A 17,701-nucleotide genomic window follows, 5' to 3' on the forward strand; every position below is an offset into this window, starting at 1 on the left:
ACTATGCAAATCGGGATTTCCGCGCTGATATGATTCCCGGTGTCAATCGGGATCGGTTTTCAAGATCTACTCCATGGTTAGAGCAAATTTCCTGAGGGCGGCGTAGCAGTAAATCTCGACGGTGGATCAAGCTGATATTCGCGGGTTGGTTACCGCATTACAGAGGTCCGTCTCATGAGCCTGCCGCTTCCTTGCTACGCAAGTCGACTGATGTCGTTGCCAAACGCGGTCGCGGGTTACTCGAATACCGGGCTGCGCCGCCTTCAGGAAACTTTCGATGGTGGTCGGCTTCTTCAGTTGCATCCTCCGTTTATGCTGCATGTTCGCCATGCGGTACAGCCAGAGTCATCCCAAGTCGACCGACGTCCCAGATGAAGGCAGCCAGCTCGCGCGCGACGGCGATGATGGCAACGTGTGCGGTCTTCCCTCTGGCGACGAGCTTACGATATCGCCTGCACAGCCTCAGCTGTGCGTCCCAGGCACGATCGATTATCTGTTTGGGTAGGCCTTCATGACGGCGCTGGATATCGATGCTCACGCGTGCCGGATGTCGATAGCTCCAGGCGGATTCAACCAGCAGCTTACGTGCATAGCTGTTGCCGGTCTTGGTAATGCTACCTTGGCGTCGTTTCCCACCCGAGGAGTGCTCCGAAGGCGTCACGCCAAGCCAAGCCATCAGTTGCCGTGGATGTTCGAAACGCGTGAGGTCACCCAGTTCGGACACCAGGCCGATTGCCGACGTGAAGTTGATTCCGCGCATCGCTTGCAAAGCAAGTACGACTGGGTAGAACCGCCAACTGATGACGGCTTCATGCAAAGCCAGTTCCAGGCGCTCGCATTGCGCAAGCCGGTCCTCAATCGAGCGCCGATGTTCGTTGAACGCCAGTTGTTGCCAGACACTGTCGAACGAGAACGTACTTAACCAGCGCCTGTGTGTCGGTCCCCAGTTGGGGCGGCCGAGATAGTGGACGCCGTGGGCCAGCAGGAAAGATTTGAGCCTGCAGCGTGCTGCCTTCAGGTCTTCCCTGGCGGCCGACCAGGCGCGGGCCAAGTCGCGGAACGCTTCATCTTCAACCGTCGGCACATGCACGGCTGACAGGTCGCCGGCGCGCAGCGAGCGCACCAGCTTGATCGCGTCACGGCGGTCCGTCTTGACGCGATCACCTGGCTTGCGTGGAATGAGTGACGGTGCGCAGACCATGCAGTCAAAGCCTTTATCGACCAGCCGTCGGTACAGGCCGTACCCACACGGGCCCGCTTCATAGACAAAGCAGATGTGCCGCGCTTTCGGCTGCAGTCGCTTGCACAACCGGTCGACATCAATCTGCATAGTGCCGACCTTGCCGAACAATTCCACTTCGCTCATCCCGATCGCATAGGCGACCATGATCGAATCCTTGTGGACATCCAAGCCCACATACAGCGTGCTATCGTCTTGCATGCTAGCCTCCGTGCCGGAAACAGACCGTTGAGCGGCGGATCCGTCCCCACTCAATGCGGCTCTGGCAGCCATGCTAACCCGCGCTTACATCCGCACGGCGGCTAGCCTTGCCGAACGGGAGTCATACTGACTTGCTCCATGGCGCGCCACGCAGCGGCGCTGCCCGCCGCACGGTTCGCACTTCCGCAGATTTTCTTATCTGCAATGATTGGTTGGATTCGGACGCACGCGAATCTAACGTGTAGTTCCGGTTATCCGCCAACCCGAGCTTTTGCACCCGCTCCCACTCCTCGATTGGTATTTGCGCATGCGCTATTTCCGTCTGCTGAAGTCTTTCGTCGCTGTGGCGACCCTCTCGCTTGCCGCGGTTCACGCTTACGCCGACAAGCCCGCGGTGATCCGCATCGGCGTCGCGCAACAAGGCACGGGCGATCCGCCCAGCTTCGGTGGCTCGCCGGCGGCGACCGTGCAACTGCAGCAGTCGCTCGAAAAGGAATTCGCCGCCGACGGCATCAAGGTCGAGTGGCTGTTCTTCAAGGGCGCGGGCCCAGCGGTCAACGAAGCAATCGCCGACAAGTCGCTCGACTTCGCCTTTCAGGGCGATCTTCCCTCGGTGCTCGCTCGCGCCAATGGTTTGAAAACGCACCTGCTGCTTGTCTCTGGCGCGCGCGTCGGTATCAAGGTCGCGGTGCCTGCCGATTCGGATGTGCGCTCGATCAAGGACCTGAAAGGCCGGCGCGTGTCGATCTTTCGCGGCACCAATCTGCAACTCGTCGCCGACAACGCGCTTGCCGCGAACCAGCTAAGCGAACGCGACCTGCGGGTGATCAATCTGGATACCGCCAGCTCGCTCGCGGCGCTGGCGTCCAAGGGCATCGACGCGTCGGTCAATGATTACCACGTGTACAAGCTGCGCGATCAAGGCCTCGCGAAGGTGGTCTACGAATCGCAGAACGACGGTCCGCAATTCACGCGGCAGTCGCATCTGCTGGTCGTCGACGACTTCGATCATGCGCATCCGGATATCGTGCAGCGCGTCGTCAACGTGTTCGTGCGAGGCGCGCAATGGTCCTCCGACGAAGCGAACCGTGATGCGCTCTTCAAACTATGGGCCAAAAGCGGCGTGCCCTATTCGTCGTGGCAGGCCGAGTTCGCCAATCAGAAGTTGAAGGACCGCAACTCGCCGTTGATCGATCCGTTTATCGTGGGGCGCTACAAAGCCGTCGCGACCGACGCGCTCAACCTCAAACTGATCCGCCAGCCGGTCGAGGTCGATAGCTGGTTCGAAACGAAATATCTCGACAATGCGCTGCGCGCGCAAAAGCTCGACCACTACTGGACGCGTTACGACGCTGCGGGCAGACCGCTCAGCTAACCCACCGGAGCGATCACGATGAGCGACACCGCAATCCAGGTCGAACGCGAACGGCTCGCGACTTCCACCACGCCTCACGTTCCGCTGTTTCGCGAGCCGCGCCTGCGCGCGCTCGCGTGGCGGCTTGCGCCGTGGGTGTTGCCCGCGCTGCTGTTCGCACTGTGGGCCGTGGGTTGCGACCGCGGTTGGATCGCGCCGCAGATTCTGCCGCCGCCCGAGCGCGTGTTCGAAACGCTGGTCGAGTTGGCCAGTAGCGGCGACCTCGCGCGCAATACGCTGATCAGCCTGCAACGCGTGCTGCTCGGTTTCGGCGCGGGCACGCTGCTCGGCTTCGCGCTCGGCGCGGCGCTGGGTTTGTCGCGCACGCTCGAAGCCTATGTGCTGCCCAGCTTCAATGCGCTGGTGCAGATTCCGGTGCTTGGGTGGCTGCCGTTCTTGCTGTTGCTCGTGGGCGTGGGCGAGCCGCTCAAATACATTCTGATCGCGCATGCGGCGCTCGTGCCGGTCACGTTGAGCACGCTGCAGGGATTCCGCCAGACACCCGCCGCGCTCGATGAAGTCGCGCGCGTGTTCGAGTACAGCGGCTGGCAACGGATTGTCTATCTCGTGCTGCCCGCGGCTGTGCCGACGCTCGCCACGGGCGTGCGGCTCGCGTTCACCAAAGCGTGGCTCGCGCTGGTGGTCGTCGAACTGGTGGCGTCCTCCGAAGGGCTCGGCTATCTGATCGTCTACGGACGGCAACTCTTTCAGCTCGATCTGGTGATGGCGTCGGTGGTCGTGGTCGGCGCGATAGGCTATGCGGTGAACCGATCGCTCGATGCGCTCGAAGCGCGTTTGCGGCGCGGACAGCCGTCGGCATTTCGCGAGTGATCGCATCAGACGCACCCGTGGCGTTACACGTGAGGTAACTACGATGAGTCTCGCCCTCTTCAAGCGTTCCAATCAGTCGCAACAGTCCACCGACGCGTCCTGCGATTGCGACGCGCCCGCTTCTTTCCGGCGCGCCGCGCGAGCGCGCCGCCCGCTGCTGACACGCGTCGACTGGCGCGGAACCGTCTTGCCCGTCATCGCAATTGTGATCTGGTGGGCCGTCTCGGAAGCGCACGTGGTCAAAAGCGGATTGCTCGTCAGTCCCGCGCAGGTTCTCGCCACGGCATGGCAGCAGATCGAGAGCGGCGCGCTGCTGAAGGCGCTCTCGGCGTCGCTCGCGCGGGAAGCGAGCGGCTTCGTGATCGGCACGCTGGGTGGTTTGCTGCTCGGCAGCGCGCTCGGTTTTTCGCGGCTTGCGACACGCATGATCGGACCGAGCTTCGACACCTTCAAACAGATCTCGCTGTTTGCATGGATCCCGTTGATCTCCGTGTGGTTCGGTCTCGGCGATGCGGCGAAAGTCGTGTTCCTCTCGCTCGCCGCGCTCCTGCCCGTCACCGCGCATACCTGCGACGGCATCCACGCGGTGCCGCGCGCTTATATCGAAGTCGCACGCGCTTTCCGCTACTCGCGATGGCAGCTCATCCGCGCCGTGATTCTGCCGGCCGCGCTGCCGTCGATTTTCACCGGCATCTACCTCGCGCTGATCTATTCGTGGCTCGCCACGCTCGGCGCCGAATATCTGCTGGTGGCCGGCAGCGGCATCGGCAACACCTTGATCGACGGCAGCGAGCAGTTCCGCATGGATCTGGTGCTGTTCGGCGTGATCGTGGTCGGCGTGACGGGCTGGGCGTTGAACGCGCTGGCGCGCGCCGTGGAGCGGGCCATCTTTGCGCGCCGGTTCCAGTCGGCCACGCGATGAACTCGCAGATGAACTCTCACACACCGGACCGCCCATGACTGCTTCCACGCTCTCCGACAGCATCGACATTCTTCACGTCAGCAAGCGCTACGCGCAGCAAGGCGGTGCGCCGCTCGCGGTGCTCGACGACATCAGCCTGCGCGTGCGCGCGGGCGAGTTCGTCAGCGTGCTCGGTTCGAGCGGCTGCGGCAAATCCACCTTGCTGCGGCTGATTGCGGGACTCGACACCGACTATAGCGGCGACATCGTCGTCGCGGGCGACAAGGTCCGCGATACGTCGCTCGAACGCGGGATCGTCTTTCAGGATCACCGGCTGTTTCCGTGGCTCACGGCATCGCAAAACATTCTCGCCGCGCTGCGTAACGCGCCGCTTTCCGCGCGCGAGAAACGCGAAGCCGTGGCGGAACATATCGCGCTGGTCGGCCTCAGGGGCTTTGAAAATGCTTACCCGCACCAATTGTCGGGCGGCATGGCGCAGCGCGTGGCGATCGCGCGCGGCCTCGTCAATCGTCCGCGCGTGCTGCTGCTCGACGAGCCGTTCGGCGCGCTCGACGCGCTCACACGCGGCCGTTTGCAGAACGAGTTGCAGCGCATCTGGGAACACGAACGCATCACGATGATCCTCGTCACGCACGATGTCGATGAGGCGCTTTACCTCGGCGACCGCGTCGTCACGATGGCGCCGCGGCCGGGCCGCATCAAGCGGATCGTCGATGTGGCGTTGCCGCGGCCACGCGAGCGCAACGATCCGCGCTTCATCCGTTTGCGCGACGAAGTGCTGGCCGACTTCGCCGAGCACGACGGCGCACAACGCGAACCGCGCGAGGATCGCGATGACCGTGGTGATGACAGACCGCACGGCGGCACGCGCATTCCAGTGGCCAGTCCGCCGATCGCCGAATGGCGGCTCGCATGGTGACGCACGCGGTCACTCACACCCACAACAAACCTTCACGGAGCAGACGATGAGCGGCGAAAAACAGCCGAAGCGACAGATCAGACTGGGCGCCTTCCTGATGGAGACAGGCCATCACATCGCCGCATGGCGACACCCCGATGCACATGCGACTGGCGGCCTCGACTTCGCGCACTACGCGGAACTCGCGCAGATCGCCGAGCGCGCCAAATTCGACGCGATTTTTTTCGCCGACAGCGTGAGCGTGCGCGACACGAATCTGCCCTCGCTGTCCCGCACCGCGCGCGCCGATCATTTCGAACCGCTGACCCTGCTGTCGGCACTCTCGGTCGTGACGAAACACGTCGGCCTGATCGCGACGGTCTCCACGACATTCAACGAGCCGTACAACCTCGCGCGCAAATTCGCATCGCTCGACCATCTGAGCGGCGGCCGCTCGGGCTGGAATCTCGTCACGTCGAGCACGGAATCCGAGGCGCTCAATTTCAGTTTCGATCGCCATCCGGATCACGCGGTCCGCTACGAGCGCGCTCGCGAGTTCTACGACGTCGTGGCGGGCCTGTGGGATAGCTGGGAAGACGATGCGTTTATCCGCGACAAGGAGAGCGGCGTCTACTTCGACCCGGACAAGCTGCACGTGCTCGGCCACGCGGGCAAGCACTTCAAGGTGCGCGGACCGCTGAACGTCGCGCGTTCGCCGCAGGGCTGGCCGGTCGTCGTGCAGGCCGGCGCGTCCGAGGCGGGGCGCGAGCTCGCCGCGCAGACCGCGGAGGTGATCTTCGTCGCGCATCAGACGCTCGACGAAGCGCAGTCGTTCTATCGCGACGTCAAGGGGCGTCTCGCGAAGTATGGGCGCGCGCCGGATCATCTGAAGATCATGCCGGGCATTTTCCCGATTGTCGGCCGCACGCAGGAGGAAGCCGAGGAGAAATTCGCCGCGCTGCAGGACCTGATTCATCCGACCGTGGGTCTCTCGCTGCTGTCGAACATGTCCGGCGGCGTGGACCTCTCGCAGTATCCCGTCGACGGGCCGCTGCCTGAATTGCCGGAAACGAATGGCGGCAAGAGCCGTCAACGGCTGCTGTTCGATCTCGCGCGGCGCGAGAACCTGACGATCCGCGATCTGTATCTGCGCATCGCGGGGGCGCGTGGCCATCAACAGGTGGTCGGCACACCGACGAGCATTGCGGACCAGTTGCAGCAGTGGTTTGAAGAAGAAGGCGCCGATGGTTTCAACATCATGTCGCCATGGTTGCCGGGCGGGTTGACGGAATTCGCCGAACGGGTCGTGCCGGAGTTGCAACGGCGTGGACTGTTCCGCACGGAATACGAGGGAAGCACGCTGCGTGACAACCTCGGGCTGCCGCGCCCCGTGAATCGCTATGCGTCAGCGACGCAGCACGTCGCCGCCATAGCAAGCTGATCAAGCGACGGCATTCGCGCCGTCGGACACGTTCTCTTCATCAGGACATCAGGAGCTTTTCATGAGTGCAGCCGCAGTGCAGGATATACAGTCGATTCAGGTCACGCCGCTTTCCGCGCACATCGGCGCGGAAATTCATGGTGTCGATCTCACGCAGGAGCTGGATGCGCGCCAGATCGCGGAGATTCGTGCTGCGCTTCTGAAGTTGCGCGTCGTATTCTTTCGCGAGCAGTTCCTCACGCATGAGCAGCACGTTGCGTTCTCGGCGCAGTTCGGCGAACTGACCTTGGGGCATCCGGTGTTCGGCCACGTGGACGGTCATCCGGAGATCTACTCGATTTCGAAGTACCGCAAGGCGACGCGTTTCGAAGGGCAAACGCTGCAACGCCCGTGGACCGGCTGGCATACGGACGTGACGGCCGCGCTCAATCCGCCGTGGGCGTCGATCCTGCGCGGCGTGACGATTCCGCCTTACGGCGGCGACACGCAGTGGACCAACCTGGTGGCCGCGTATCAGAAGCTTTCCGCACCGCTGCGCTCGTTCGTCGATGGTCTGCGCGGGCTGCACCGTTTCACGCCGCCGGCCGGCGCGAGTGGAACGGAGGCGTTCGTCAAAGCCGTCGAGCAACGCACGCTCGTCACGGAACATCCGCTTGTCAGAGTTCATCCGGAAACGGGCGAGCGGGCGCTCTATGTGAGCCCGAGCTTCCTGAAGTCGATCGTCGGCGTAAGCCCGCGTGAAAGCCAGGTGTTGCTCGAACTGCTCTGGGAACATGTGACGCGGCCGGAGTTCACCGTGCGCTTCAAATGGGAGGCAGGCAGCGTCGCGTTCTGGGACAACCGGGCGACGGCCCACCTCGCGCCCACGGATATTTTCGATCTCGACTTCGACCGGCAACTGTATCGCACGACGCTCGTCGGCGACGTGCCCGTTGGCCCGGACGGCGCGCAGTCGGTGGCGATAGAAGGCTCGCCCGTGAGCGCCGCCGCTGCGGTCGCGTTGAACTGAGGACAAAGACGCATCTACCGCTTCGGTTTCCCCCGCGCCTGCGCGTCGAGTTCGCGCAGGTGCTCGAGCTTGTCGCCAATTTTTGATTCGAGTCCGCGCGGCGCCGGCTGATACCAGCGTTGTGCGGCGACGTCTTCCGGAAAGTAATGCTCGCCCGCCGCGTATGCATCCGGTTCGTCATGCGCGTAGCGATAGTCCTTTTTGTAGCCGAGATCCTTCATGAGTTGCGTCGGCGCATTGCGAAGATGCAGCGGCACCGCTCGCGTACGGTCGCCGCGCACAAATGACAACGCCTGATGCCACGCCATGCTGACCGCATTCGACTTCGGCGCGACGGCGATATACACGAGGGCCTGAGCGAGCGCCAGTTCGCCTTCGGGCGAGCCGAGCCGTTCGTAGGCCTCGGCCGCGTTCACCGCGACCTGCAACGCTCGCGGATCCGCATTGCCCACCTCCTCGCTCGCCAGGATGATGATGCGGCGCGCGAGATAACGCACGTCGACGCCGCCGTCGATCATTCGCGCCATCCAGTACAAGGCCGCATCCGGATCGGAGCCGCGGGCCGATTTGATCAGCGCGGAAATCTGGTCATAGAACTCCTCGCCGCCTTTGTCGAATCGCCGTGTCGTCGTGGCGGACGCGGTGCTGACGAAGCTCGTGTCGATGCGTGTGAGCCCAGCCGCTGTCGCGGCATTGGCGAGCTGCTCGACGAGGTTCAGAAACTTGCGGCCATCGCCGTCGGCAAAACCGATGACGGCGTCAAGCGCGGATGGCTCGAACTCGAGTTCGCCCAACACCGCCTGCGCTCGCCCGAAGAGCTGCCGCAATTCCTCGTCGGATAGCGGCTTGAGCACATACACCTGCGCGCGCGACAGCAGCGCGCTATTGACCTCGAAACTGGGGTTCTCCGTGGTCGCGCCGATGAGCGTCAGCCGGCCCGTTTCCACGTGCGGCAGCAAGGCGTCCTGCTGACTTTTGTTGAGCCGGTGAATTTCATCGAGGAACAGCACGGTCGAGCGGCCCCGGTGGTCGAGCATCTGCTGGGCACGCGCGGCGGCTTCTCTCAGTTCCTTGACGCCGGCGGCGACGGCCGACTCGGCGATGAACTCGTAGTCGAAAGCCCGCGCGGCAAGCCGCGCAATCGTCGTCTTGCCGACGCCCGGCGGCCCCCACAGGATGAACGAATGCAGACGTTGGGAGTCGAGTGCGAGGCGCAGCGGCTTACCCGGGCCCAGCAGATGAGACTGCCCGACGACGTCGTCGAGCGATTCGGGCCGAAGCTGTTCGGCGAGCGGCGCGCGAGGCTGGGTGGCAAAGAGGTCGGTCATGGTGCGGATAGTGAGCGGCTTTTCCGGTGGCGGACGTGCGGGCCCACGGATTTGAGTGGCCGCAAAAACACGCCGTTATATCTTGTGAGTCGACAGAAGAATACTCGTTTCAGTACTCGCGATGCCGTCGATCAAGCGAATCGCGCCGAGCACCCGATCGAAGTTTTCCAGTGAATCCGCCCGCAACTCCGCGATGAGGTCCCAACGCCCATTGGTGCTGTGGATCGTCGCGACATTGGGATGGCCGCGAAGCACCTTGAGCACGTCGGCCGCGCGGTTGCCTTCGACCGCAATCGACATCAGCGCCCGGATCCGGTGCGCCTCCGCCGCGGGTTTCAGGCGCACGGTATAGCCCACGATCACGCCGCTCTTTTCCAGCCGCGTCAGCCGGTTTTGCACCGTGGCGCGAGCGACGCGCAAGTGCTTCGCCAGCGTCACCACGGACATGCGCGCGTCGTCGCGCAGTAAGGCAATCAACTGCCGGTCGATGTCATCGAGATCGATCATTTTCTTGTGCCTACGCCGGTTTCAGGCCGGGTTCCGTTCAGGCTGCTTCGAGCAAACCTGGGTCAGATAGCAGCGCGAATTGTACAAAACGCGCATTCCGAGTGCGCATCTTGACACTTCAGCGCGCAAAACTGCAATGTTTGTTGTCTTTTTGTTGGCGCGGGGGCACGGAATAATTTCGCTATCGCTCCGCTTCGGAGCCTGCAGCAACAACGGAGACATCCCCATGACCCGCTTCCTCGACGTACCTGCAACGTACCGGCTCGTCGCCGATATCGGTGTGCCGCGCTTTCTCGACGAACTTGCCCAGACCATCCGGGCCGACTATCTGCGCTGGAGCGAGTTCGACAAGTCGCCGCGCGTCGCCTGCCATTCGCGACTCGGCGTCATCGAGTTGATGCCCGTGGCCGACGCGGAACTGTTTGCCTTCAAATACGTGAACGGCCATCCCATCAATGCCGAGCGCGGCATGCAAACCGTCATGGCGTTCGGCGCACTGGCCTCGGTGGATACCGGCTATCCGCTGTTCCTTTCCGAACTCACCTTGACCACGGCGCTGCGTACCGCGGCGACCTCGGCGCTCGCGGCCAAGGCATTGGCGCGTCCCGACTCGCGACGAATGGCCTTGATCGGCAATGGCGCGCAAAGCGAGTTTCAGGCCATTGCGTTCCATACGCTTCTAGGTATCGACGAGCTTCGCGTGTTCGACGTCGACCGCCATGCCACGGACAAACTCGTTCGCAATCTTGCGGCGTGGCCGCAATTGCGCATTGTCCGCGCGACGTCGGTTGCGCAAGCGGTGCGCGGCGCCGATATCGTCACGACCGTGACCGCCGACAAGGCCTACGCAACGATCATCACGCCGGACATGATCGAACCGGGCATGCATCTGAACGCCGTGGGCGGCGACTGTCCGGGCAAGACCGAACTACATGCCGATGTGCTGAACATGAGCCGCGTGATCGTCGAGTACGAACCGCAGACCCGCATTGAAGGCGAGATTCAGCAACTGGCCGCCGACTCGCCCGTGATCGAACTGTGGCGCGTGTTGCGTGGCGAGATCGAAGGACGCGAAAACGCACGACAGGTCACCGTATTCGACTCCGTCGGCTTCGCGCTCGAAGACTATTCGGCACTGCGCTATTTGCATGCGCTGGCGCAGACACACGATGTCGGCATTGAAGTCGCGCTGATTCCGCCTGCCGCGGATCCGAAGGATCTGTTCGGCGAACTCGCACCGGCCGCCATGGCGCAGGCTCGTACCGACCACGCATTGGCGTCGGCCTGACGCGCAGCCCGCCCTCGACGCGCACGCCCTCTTACTCCCGCGATCCCTATCCATGAGCCTTCTGTCGATTCAGGCGCCTTCCGCTGTCGTCGTGATCCGCCCGCATTGTTTTTATCCCAACCCCGAGACGGCAAGTGACAACGCGTTTCAGCGCACAGGCGGTCTCACAGGTCGCCAGGAAGCGGAGTCGCTCGCGGCCGCCGCCTATGACGAAGTGACGGCCGCCGCGGCGGCGTTGGAAACCGCGGGCGTGCGCGTTCATCTCTTCGAGGACGACGGATCACGGGGCACGCCCGATTCCGTGTTCCCGAACAACTGGTTCTCGACGCATCCCGGCGGCCACGTCGCGTTGTATCCGATGCACTGCGTCAATCGCCGGCGCGAGCGCAGAACGGATGTGATCGAGATGTTCAAGGCACAGTATCGGGTGCAGGACGTCATCGACTATTCGGGCCTCGAATACGACGACGTGTTTCTCGAAGGCACCGGAGCCATGGTGCTGGATCACATCGCGCGCATTGCGTATACGGCGCGCTCGCGCCGAGCGGATCCGGTGGCGCTCGAACGATTCTGCACGAACTTCAACTTCGAGCCGGTATGCTTCGACGCCGTCGACTCAACAGGTCGTGCGGTGTATCACACCAACGTCATGATGAGCGTCGCGACAGAGTTCGCGTTGATCGGGCTAGACCTGATCGCCGATGAACGTCGGCGCGCCGAAGTGCGGGCGCGTCTGATGGAAAGCGGACGCGTCGTGATCGATCTCGACGCGTCGCAGATCGGCAACTTTGCCGCAAACGCGCTCGAACTATCCGGCAGCGATGGACGCGTGCTCGCGCTTTCGGAACGGGCCGCGTCGTGCCTGACGGCGCGGCAGAAAGCGCTGATCGAACGTTCTGCCCGACTGCTGCCGCTGCGCGTTCCCACCGTCGAAATGGCCGGGGGCTCGGTGCGTTGCGTGCTGGGGGGCATTCATTTGTCGCGGCGACCCGTCTGAACGCGCTCCGGATGGCGGTGCAACCGACGCTCCACTCGACGCGCCCCACGCTTGCAGCTATCTTACGGACACGCACGATTGAAGGGCATAACCATGGAAGTATCGAGCCCGCGAAGGAAGTGCTGATCATCTCGCCGTACTTCGTCCCCGGCAAAAAAGGCGTGGAATGGATGCGCGCGCAAGCACAGCGCGGCGTGCGCGTCACGGTGCTGACGAACTCGCTCGCCGCCACCGACGTCGCCGCGGTTCACGCGGGATATCAGCGTTATCGCAAGGATCTGCTCGACGCCGGCGTGCATCTGTACGAATTGAAGCCCGATGTTGACAAGAACGCCGACGGGAACACCGGCGAGAGGAAGAAGTCGATTCTGGGTTCATCGAAAGCCTCGCTGCATGCGAAGACCTATGTGTTCGACAGAACCAGCATCTTCATCGGCTCGATGAACCTCGACCCTCGTTCGATCACGCTCAACACGGAAATCGGCGTGTACTGCGAAAGCGCCCCGCTTGCGGCGCAAGTCGTGGATGGACTCGAGCCGAAGCTCGATCAGATCGCGTGGCGGCTCGAAGCCCGCACGGATGCAAACGGCACGAGCAGGATCGTCTGGATCGACACCGCGCCGGATGGCAAGGTCAGCGAACTCGACGAACCCGGCGTGTCGAGCATGAAGCGTGTTGGCATCTGGTTTCTCGGCTTGTTGCCGATCGAGTCGGAGTTGTGACGGCGCGACTTGGCATGGGACGTCACGACGACCGTGCGCATGTGGCAATGTTGCAGCGGCGAAAAGTCAGACTCCAGCGCGTTACCGTTTGATCCTCAAATACGCCCGGCTGATCGCGGGCCGCGTATGCACCCATAACCGCGAGGCCAGCCACGAAGCCGGCCGGTCACGTACTTCCAGGCGAGTGATCGAGCGAGCCGCGCCGTCATGACGCCCCGCATAGTTCGAACCCGTCTCGCAGGTGTAAAAGTGCCGGAAGCCGGCCTGAGCCGCGATGCGGCGGTAGTCGCCGTCGTGGTATCCCTGTGGCCAGCACAGATGATCCGATACGGCGCCCAGTCGTTGCTCCAGCATGGCGCGTGCGCTGGCGAGATCGCGTGTCAGCCCGGCGCATTTTTTCTCTGCATTAGCGGATACCCGATCCCATCGCACATGGCTATGCGTGTGACTGTGAAATTCGAACGTGCCGGCTTCACGCATCGCGTCGATCTCAGACCATCGAAGAATGGCGCGATCGGGTTCGCCGTTTTCGATCGCTACTTCGCCATCGCGGTGATTGAGCAACGCGGGTACCACGCCGCCCGAACGCGCGTGCGCACGCACCGGTCCTTCGCCGATCCAGCTCGTCACCAGAAAGCACAGCGCGGTCAATCCGTGTGCCTGCAGAATCGGATGCGCATGCACCCAGTTGTCGAGATAGCCATCGTCGAAAGTCAGCACGACGGACTTCCTCGGCAAGGGCTCTCCCGCCAGATAGGCCGACAGTTGCGCGCTGCCGACGGTCGTGTAACCCGCGCCGGCCAGATACGCCATTTGCGCGGCGAAGTGTTCCGGCGACACCGTGATCATGCCTGGCGAGGTGCTGATGTGGTGATACATCAGCACGGGCACCGCGCGCGCGAACTTCGTCATGCCGCCGCCCGCCGTTCGCCGTAGTAAGCGCGCCGGGCGTAGATGCCGCGCATGTAGCAGTCGATCGTCTCGTTCGCCATGGCGTCCACCGTGAAGCGGCTATCGGTCTTCAGACGCGCGGCAAGCCCCAGGCGCGCGCGCAGGGGCGCATCGTCGATCAGACGCGCGAGCGCGCTCCGCAATGAATCGATGTCGTGCGCCGGCACCAGCAGGCCATTCACGCCGTCGTCGATCAACTCGGGCACGCCATCGACGTGCGTGCCGATCACCGGCAGACCCACCGCCATCGCTTCGATAAACGATTGTCCGAGCGCTTCCTGATGGGTGGGCAAAACGAACAGATCGCAGCCACGCAGCACGTTGGTGATGTCCGTGCGAAAGCCGAGCAGATGAATGCGATGGGACAAGCCCATGTCATCGACAATCGTCTTGATCTTCTCGAACCACACGCCGTCGCCCGCCATCACGACATGCAGATTGGGGCGCTCTGCCAGCATCGGCCTAACGGCCGCGATCAGATCCTCGTGGCCTTTCTTCTCGCGGACGATCGCCACCATGCCGGCGACGACCGCCTCGGCGTCCAGTCCGAGTTCATCACGCAACGTGGAGCATGTCCCTGCTTCCGGCTTCAGGATGCCGTCGTAAATCGTCTCCACGCGGTGTTCCTGCACGCCGGCGGAGATCAGGTACTTCCGCACATGATGGCTGACCGCGACAACGCGATGAGGAATCCAGTTGTACGTGGCGAGCGACGTTATCGGCAACGCCAGATGCCGCGTGCGCACGATGAACGGCGTTCCCGCGAGCCGCCCCGCCATGCCGGCGACGAGGCTGTCATGGCCGCTGTGCGTATTCAGCACATTGAAGCGACGACGCTCGAGCAGCGAGCGGATCGTGAGCATGGAGCGCAGGTCCGCGCCAGCGCGCATGCGCGCGTGATGCACCTGGAAGCCTTCAGCGTGCGCGCGAATACCAAGGCGCGCGTCTTCCGGACAAACCAGCTCGACGTTGTGACCCAGCGCCCGCAACGCGATCATTTCCTTGAGCGTGCGAACCTCCTGGCCTCCCCATCCCCGCGACGACTCACTATGAAGAACACTTAATGCTTTCATGCGCTGACTGGCTCCCCGGCGCCCTTCCTATGGACGACGACCCGGTTCGTAATGGTTTGTAATATTTGCCCCGGACTGCTGCGACCTTGGGGCAAACGCTGTGTTCATGGGGGGAAGCGAATTTGAAGTTGCGTCAGCCGGTGACGGGTGACGTCCGTGTTAAACGGACTGGCATGACTTCTCGTTGACACTCAACTTTCAAGTTGTGGCGGGAGTATTTGGGTAGCTTCCCGTTTTGTAAATAGCCAAACATACTGATCCCGGCGGTTTGAATCGGCGCAAACGTTGTCGCCGGGTAAGTGTTGGTTTTTGCGCAGTTGATGCGGCGGGGAAAAGGAGTGAACGCAGAAAGCGCTTGACTGGGAATGACGTTTAGCGTGCGTCGAGGGCGTCGGGGATGCCTTCAGTTTTTGCCGCGGCGGCGACTGCGGTTTCGAACGATCGAGACCGGGCGTATTGCGGCGGAGCGGACCGCCGCAATGTGCAGAGCGACCTCCTCAAATGACCGATTTCATAAGAGGAATAATCGATAGGCCGCGCTGTTGTTTTGCTCTGTTGGCTTACGCCATTGTCAGCTTCGTTTCGAGGAACGGCATGATATTGCCCATCGCGCGGGACACGTAGGCCTCTTTTTCTCCGACGGGAGCGACGTAATGCAATGCGCTCTCCGCCGCGTCGATCCCTTCCAGACGGGCGATGATCCAGGCGGCGAGGTAGGTCGAAGCCAGACAGCCCCCGGCGGTCGCCACGTTTCCGCTGACGAAAATAGGCTGATTCAACACGTCGATACCCGCTTCCTGGACCCACGGCTTGGTCGTCAGATCGGTACAGGCCGGCACGCCTTCGAGCAGGCCCAACTTGGCGAGTACGAGCGTGCCCGAGCATTGCGCGGCCAGCAGCTGTTTTGACGGGTCGAGCTGCAATTGCGCCATCAATGCGCTATCGGCGACAACTTCACGTGTCTGTCTGCCGCTGCCCACGATCACCGCGTCCGCATCACAAGCCTCTTGCAGTGAAGCCTGGGCTTCGATGACCACGCCATTCATCGACTTGACCCGCGCGGTGGGACTGGCGATCGACACCCGCCAGCCCGGCTTCTTGACGCGATTGAGGACGCCGAGTGCGATAAGCGAGTCGAGTTCGTTGAAGCCTTCGAAAGTAAGAATGGCGATGTGCATGATGTGCTCCGCGAGTCCAGGGGTGCTTGCTGTTTGCCGCCGCTACATGAGGCCACGCCAATGAAAGTCGGCCAGTCCCGCAGTTGCGCAAACAGAGTTGCGATACGGCATCGTATGGCCGAGAATCAATACAATCAAATAATTGTCATGGATACATTTGCGCATGCCCACCTCCCGGTACAAGTTGCTAGTCGACAGAATGTCGGCCGATATTCGCACTGGACGCCTCGCGCCCGGCACGCGCTTGCCGACTCACCGGCAGCTCGCCGCCAAGGAGGGACTCGCGCTCGTCACCGCGTCGCGGGTCTATGCCGAGCTCGGGGCGATGGGATTGGTCAGCGGCGAAACCGGCCGCGGCACCTTCGTGCGAGAAATATCCTTGCCTCCGCGCCTGGGCATCGACCAGCATGCCGGCGCCGCGGGTTTGGCGGACCTCAATTTCAACAATCCGTCCCTCCCCGGCCAGGCCGAACTTCTCAGAAGCGCCCTGCGCCAGCTCGCGTCCTCCGGCGATCTGGATGCGTTATTGCGCTATCAGCCGCACGGCGGCCGCACGCATGAACGGGAGATCGTCGCACGTCATCTGGCGTGTCGAGGGCTGGCGGTCAAAGGCGATCAGGTCGTGATCGTGAACGGCGCGCAGCATGGTCTGACAGCTACCGTTCTGGCGCTCCTGAAGCCCGGCGATGTGGTCGCGGTCGACGCATTGACCTATCCGGGCTTCAAGGTGCTAGCCGAAACGATCCGGCTCGAACTGGCGCCGATTCCGGTTTCCGACCAGGGCCCCGATCTGAACGCGCTCGAACGCTTGTGTCGAACCAGAAAAGTGCGTGCCATCTACACGATGCCGACACTCCATAACCCGCTAGGCTGGGTCATGAAGGCGCATCTCCGGCACGAGTTGGTGTCGATTGCCCGAAAGCACGAACTGCTCATCATCGAGGACGCCGCGTATGCCTTCCTCGCGGAAGACCCGCCGCCCCCATTGGCAGCGCTCGCGCCTGAGACGACGGTGTACGTCTCGGGGCTATCGAAAAGCATCGCCACCGGCCTGCGAGTCGGTTTCGTTGCCGCGCCCGATCGCTGGGTCGCACCGATCGAGCGTGCGATCCGGGCCACCACCTGGAACACGGCCGCCGTAATGACCGCCATTGCCTGCGGCTGGCTGGACGATGGCACGGTCACACGTCTGGAGATAGAGAAGCGCCGGGATGCAAGGGTCCGGCAATCGATGGCCGCCGAGGTCCTCGCCGGACTGCGACGCGTTTGTCATCCGGTGTCCTACTTCCTCTGGCTTCCTCTCGCGGAAGAGGTCCGCGCCGACGTGGTTGCGATGGCGCTCGTGCGCGAGGGAATTTCAGTCTCGACAGCCGAGCCTTTCTCGACTTCTGAGCACGTACCCCATGCGATTCGCGTGGCGCTCGGGTCCGTTGAATTGACCACACTCCGGGAGTCGTTGGAAAAGATTAAAAGCGTGATCGCCTCCTACACCTATTGAAGCGGCGTAAGCGGAAGCGCGCCTTGCGTCGGACATAGCGAACGGCCGTCGTCGCGTCGTCAGTACGCCAGCGCCACCGGGAAAAATTATCGATCCACAGGCTGTTTTCGATCAGCAATTTCACGAGCGACACCCCACGCGATTTTGGCTACCACGCGGGCACCGTACGATTTCCATCAGCCTTCGCGACAAGCAAAAGGCCC

15 protein-coding genes and 1 pseudogene are annotated in these 17,701 nt (G+C 62.8%); 10 read left to right on the forward strand and 6 right to left on the reverse strand.

The window, feature by feature from the left end; genetic code table 11:
• Positions 1 to 310 precede the first annotated feature (310 nt).
• A complete protein-coding gene (locus PQR42_RS16530) occupies positions 311 to 1,441 on the reverse strand; it encodes an IS110 family RNA-guided transposase (RefSeq protein ID WP_408493674.1) in 1,131 nt (376 codons plus the stop codon).
• A gap of 307 nt (positions 1,442 to 1,748) precedes the next feature.
• Between PQR42_RS16530 and PQR42_RS16535 the strand changes: the two genes are divergently transcribed.
• From PQR42_RS16535 to PQR42_RS16560, 6 genes are all read left to right on the forward strand, one after another.
• Complete coding sequence (locus PQR42_RS16535) at positions 1,749 to 2,816, forward strand: ABC transporter substrate-binding protein (protein ID WP_408386509.1); 1,068 nt, start codon at positions 1,749 to 1,751, stop codon at positions 2,814 to 2,816.
• Between the two features lie 18 nt (positions 2,817 to 2,834).
• Positions 2,835 to 3,686: an ABC transporter permease gene (locus PQR42_RS16540; protein WP_408386507.1), complete on the forward strand. Its 852-nt coding sequence runs from the start codon at positions 2,835 to 2,837 to the stop codon at positions 3,684 to 3,686.
• A gap of 43 nt (positions 3,687 to 3,729) precedes the next feature.
• Positions 3,730 to 4,608: an ABC transporter permease gene (locus PQR42_RS16545; protein WP_408205448.1), complete on the forward strand. Its 879-nt coding sequence runs from the start codon at positions 3,730 to 3,732 to the stop codon at positions 4,606 to 4,608.
• Positions 4,609 to 4,642: 34 nt separating this feature from the next.
• Positions 4,643 to 5,527 (forward strand): ABC transporter ATP-binding protein, encoded by an 885-nt coding sequence (locus PQR42_RS16550; RefSeq protein WP_408386505.1) that lies wholly within the window; start codon positions 4,643 to 4,645, stop codon positions 5,525 to 5,527.
• A 46-nt stretch (positions 5,528 to 5,573) separates the two neighbouring features.
• Entirely contained in the window at positions 5,574 to 6,947 is a 1,374-nt protein-coding gene (locus tag PQR42_RS16555) for an LLM class flavin-dependent oxidoreductase (protein ID WP_408386503.1), read from the forward strand.
• A 61-nt stretch (positions 6,948 to 7,008) separates the two neighbouring features.
• Entirely contained in the window at positions 7,009 to 7,956 is a 948-nt protein-coding gene (locus PQR42_RS16560; RefSeq protein WP_408493675.1) for a TauD/TfdA dioxygenase family protein, read from the forward strand.
• A gap of 14 nt (positions 7,957 to 7,970) precedes the next feature.
• On the opposite strand, the gene PQR42_RS16565 is transcribed toward PQR42_RS16560, so the two are convergent.
• Positions 7,971 to 9,284, reverse strand: coding sequence for a replication-associated recombination protein A (locus PQR42_RS16565; RefSeq protein ID WP_408386499.1), 1,314 nt, complete (start codon positions 9,282 to 9,284; stop codon positions 7,971 to 7,973).
• A 75-nt stretch (positions 9,285 to 9,359) separates the two neighbouring features.
• Complete coding sequence (locus PQR42_RS16570) at positions 9,360 to 9,791, reverse strand: Lrp/AsnC family transcriptional regulator (RefSeq protein ID WP_132374439.1); 432 nt, start codon at positions 9,789 to 9,791, stop codon at positions 9,360 to 9,362.
• Positions 9,792 to 10,017: 226 nt separating this feature from the next.
• Here PQR42_RS16570 and ocd point away from each other — a divergent pair, with 226 nt between their 5' ends.
• The 3 genes and pseudogenes from ocd to PQR42_RS16585 form a co-directional block, all read left to right on the forward strand.
• The gene (gene ocd, locus PQR42_RS16575; protein WP_408205443.1) at positions 10,018 to 11,079 is read left to right on the forward strand and encodes an ornithine cyclodeaminase; all 1,062 of its coding nucleotides are present in this window, start codon (positions 10,018 to 10,020) and stop codon (positions 11,077 to 11,079) included.
• Positions 11,080 to 11,131: 52 nt separating this feature from the next.
• On the forward strand, positions 11,132 to 12,076 hold the full coding sequence (gene ctlX / locus PQR42_RS16580; RefSeq protein ID WP_408386497.1) for a citrulline utilization hydrolase CtlX: 945 nt from the start codon (positions 11,132 to 11,134) through the stop codon (positions 12,074 to 12,076).
• A gap of 98 nt (positions 12,077 to 12,174) precedes the next feature.
• Positions 12,175 to 12,798 (forward strand): annotated as a pseudogene (locus PQR42_RS16585) (phospholipase D-like domain-containing protein); the annotation flags it as partial.
• An 81-nt stretch (positions 12,799 to 12,879) separates the two neighbouring features.
• Here the strand turns inward: PQR42_RS16585 and PQR42_RS16590 are convergent.
• From PQR42_RS16590 to PQR42_RS16600, 3 genes are all read right to left on the reverse strand, one after another.
• The gene (locus PQR42_RS16590; RefSeq protein WP_408493676.1) at positions 12,880 to 13,710 is read right to left on the reverse strand and encodes a polysaccharide deacetylase family protein; all 831 of its coding nucleotides are present in this window, start codon (positions 13,708 to 13,710) and stop codon (positions 12,880 to 12,882) included.
• On the reverse strand, positions 13,707 to 14,822 hold the full coding sequence (locus PQR42_RS16595; RefSeq protein ID WP_408205440.1) for a glycosyltransferase family 4 protein: 1,116 nt from the start codon (positions 14,820 to 14,822) through the stop codon (positions 13,707 to 13,709). The genes PQR42_RS16590 and PQR42_RS16595 overlap by 4 nt, the downstream gene beginning before the upstream one ends.
• A 560-nt stretch (positions 14,823 to 15,382) precedes the next feature.
• Positions 15,383 to 16,000 (reverse strand): DJ-1/PfpI family protein, encoded by a 618-nt coding sequence (locus PQR42_RS16600; RefSeq protein WP_408205439.1) that lies wholly within the window; start codon positions 15,998 to 16,000, stop codon positions 15,383 to 15,385.
• Between the two features lie 163 nt (positions 16,001 to 16,163).
• Between PQR42_RS16600 and PQR42_RS16605 the strand changes: the two genes are divergently transcribed.
• Positions 16,164 to 17,498: an aminotransferase-like domain-containing protein gene (locus PQR42_RS16605; RefSeq protein ID WP_408386791.1), complete on the forward strand. Its 1,335-nt coding sequence runs from the start codon at positions 16,164 to 16,166 to the stop codon at positions 17,496 to 17,498.
• The last annotated feature ends 203 nt before the right edge of the window (positions 17,499 to 17,701 follow it).

The sequence above is a fragment of the Paraburkholderia sediminicola genome, assembly GCF_046027355.1.
GTDB lineage: Bacteria > Pseudomonadota > Gammaproteobacteria > Burkholderiales > Burkholderiaceae > Paraburkholderia > Paraburkholderia sediminicola_B.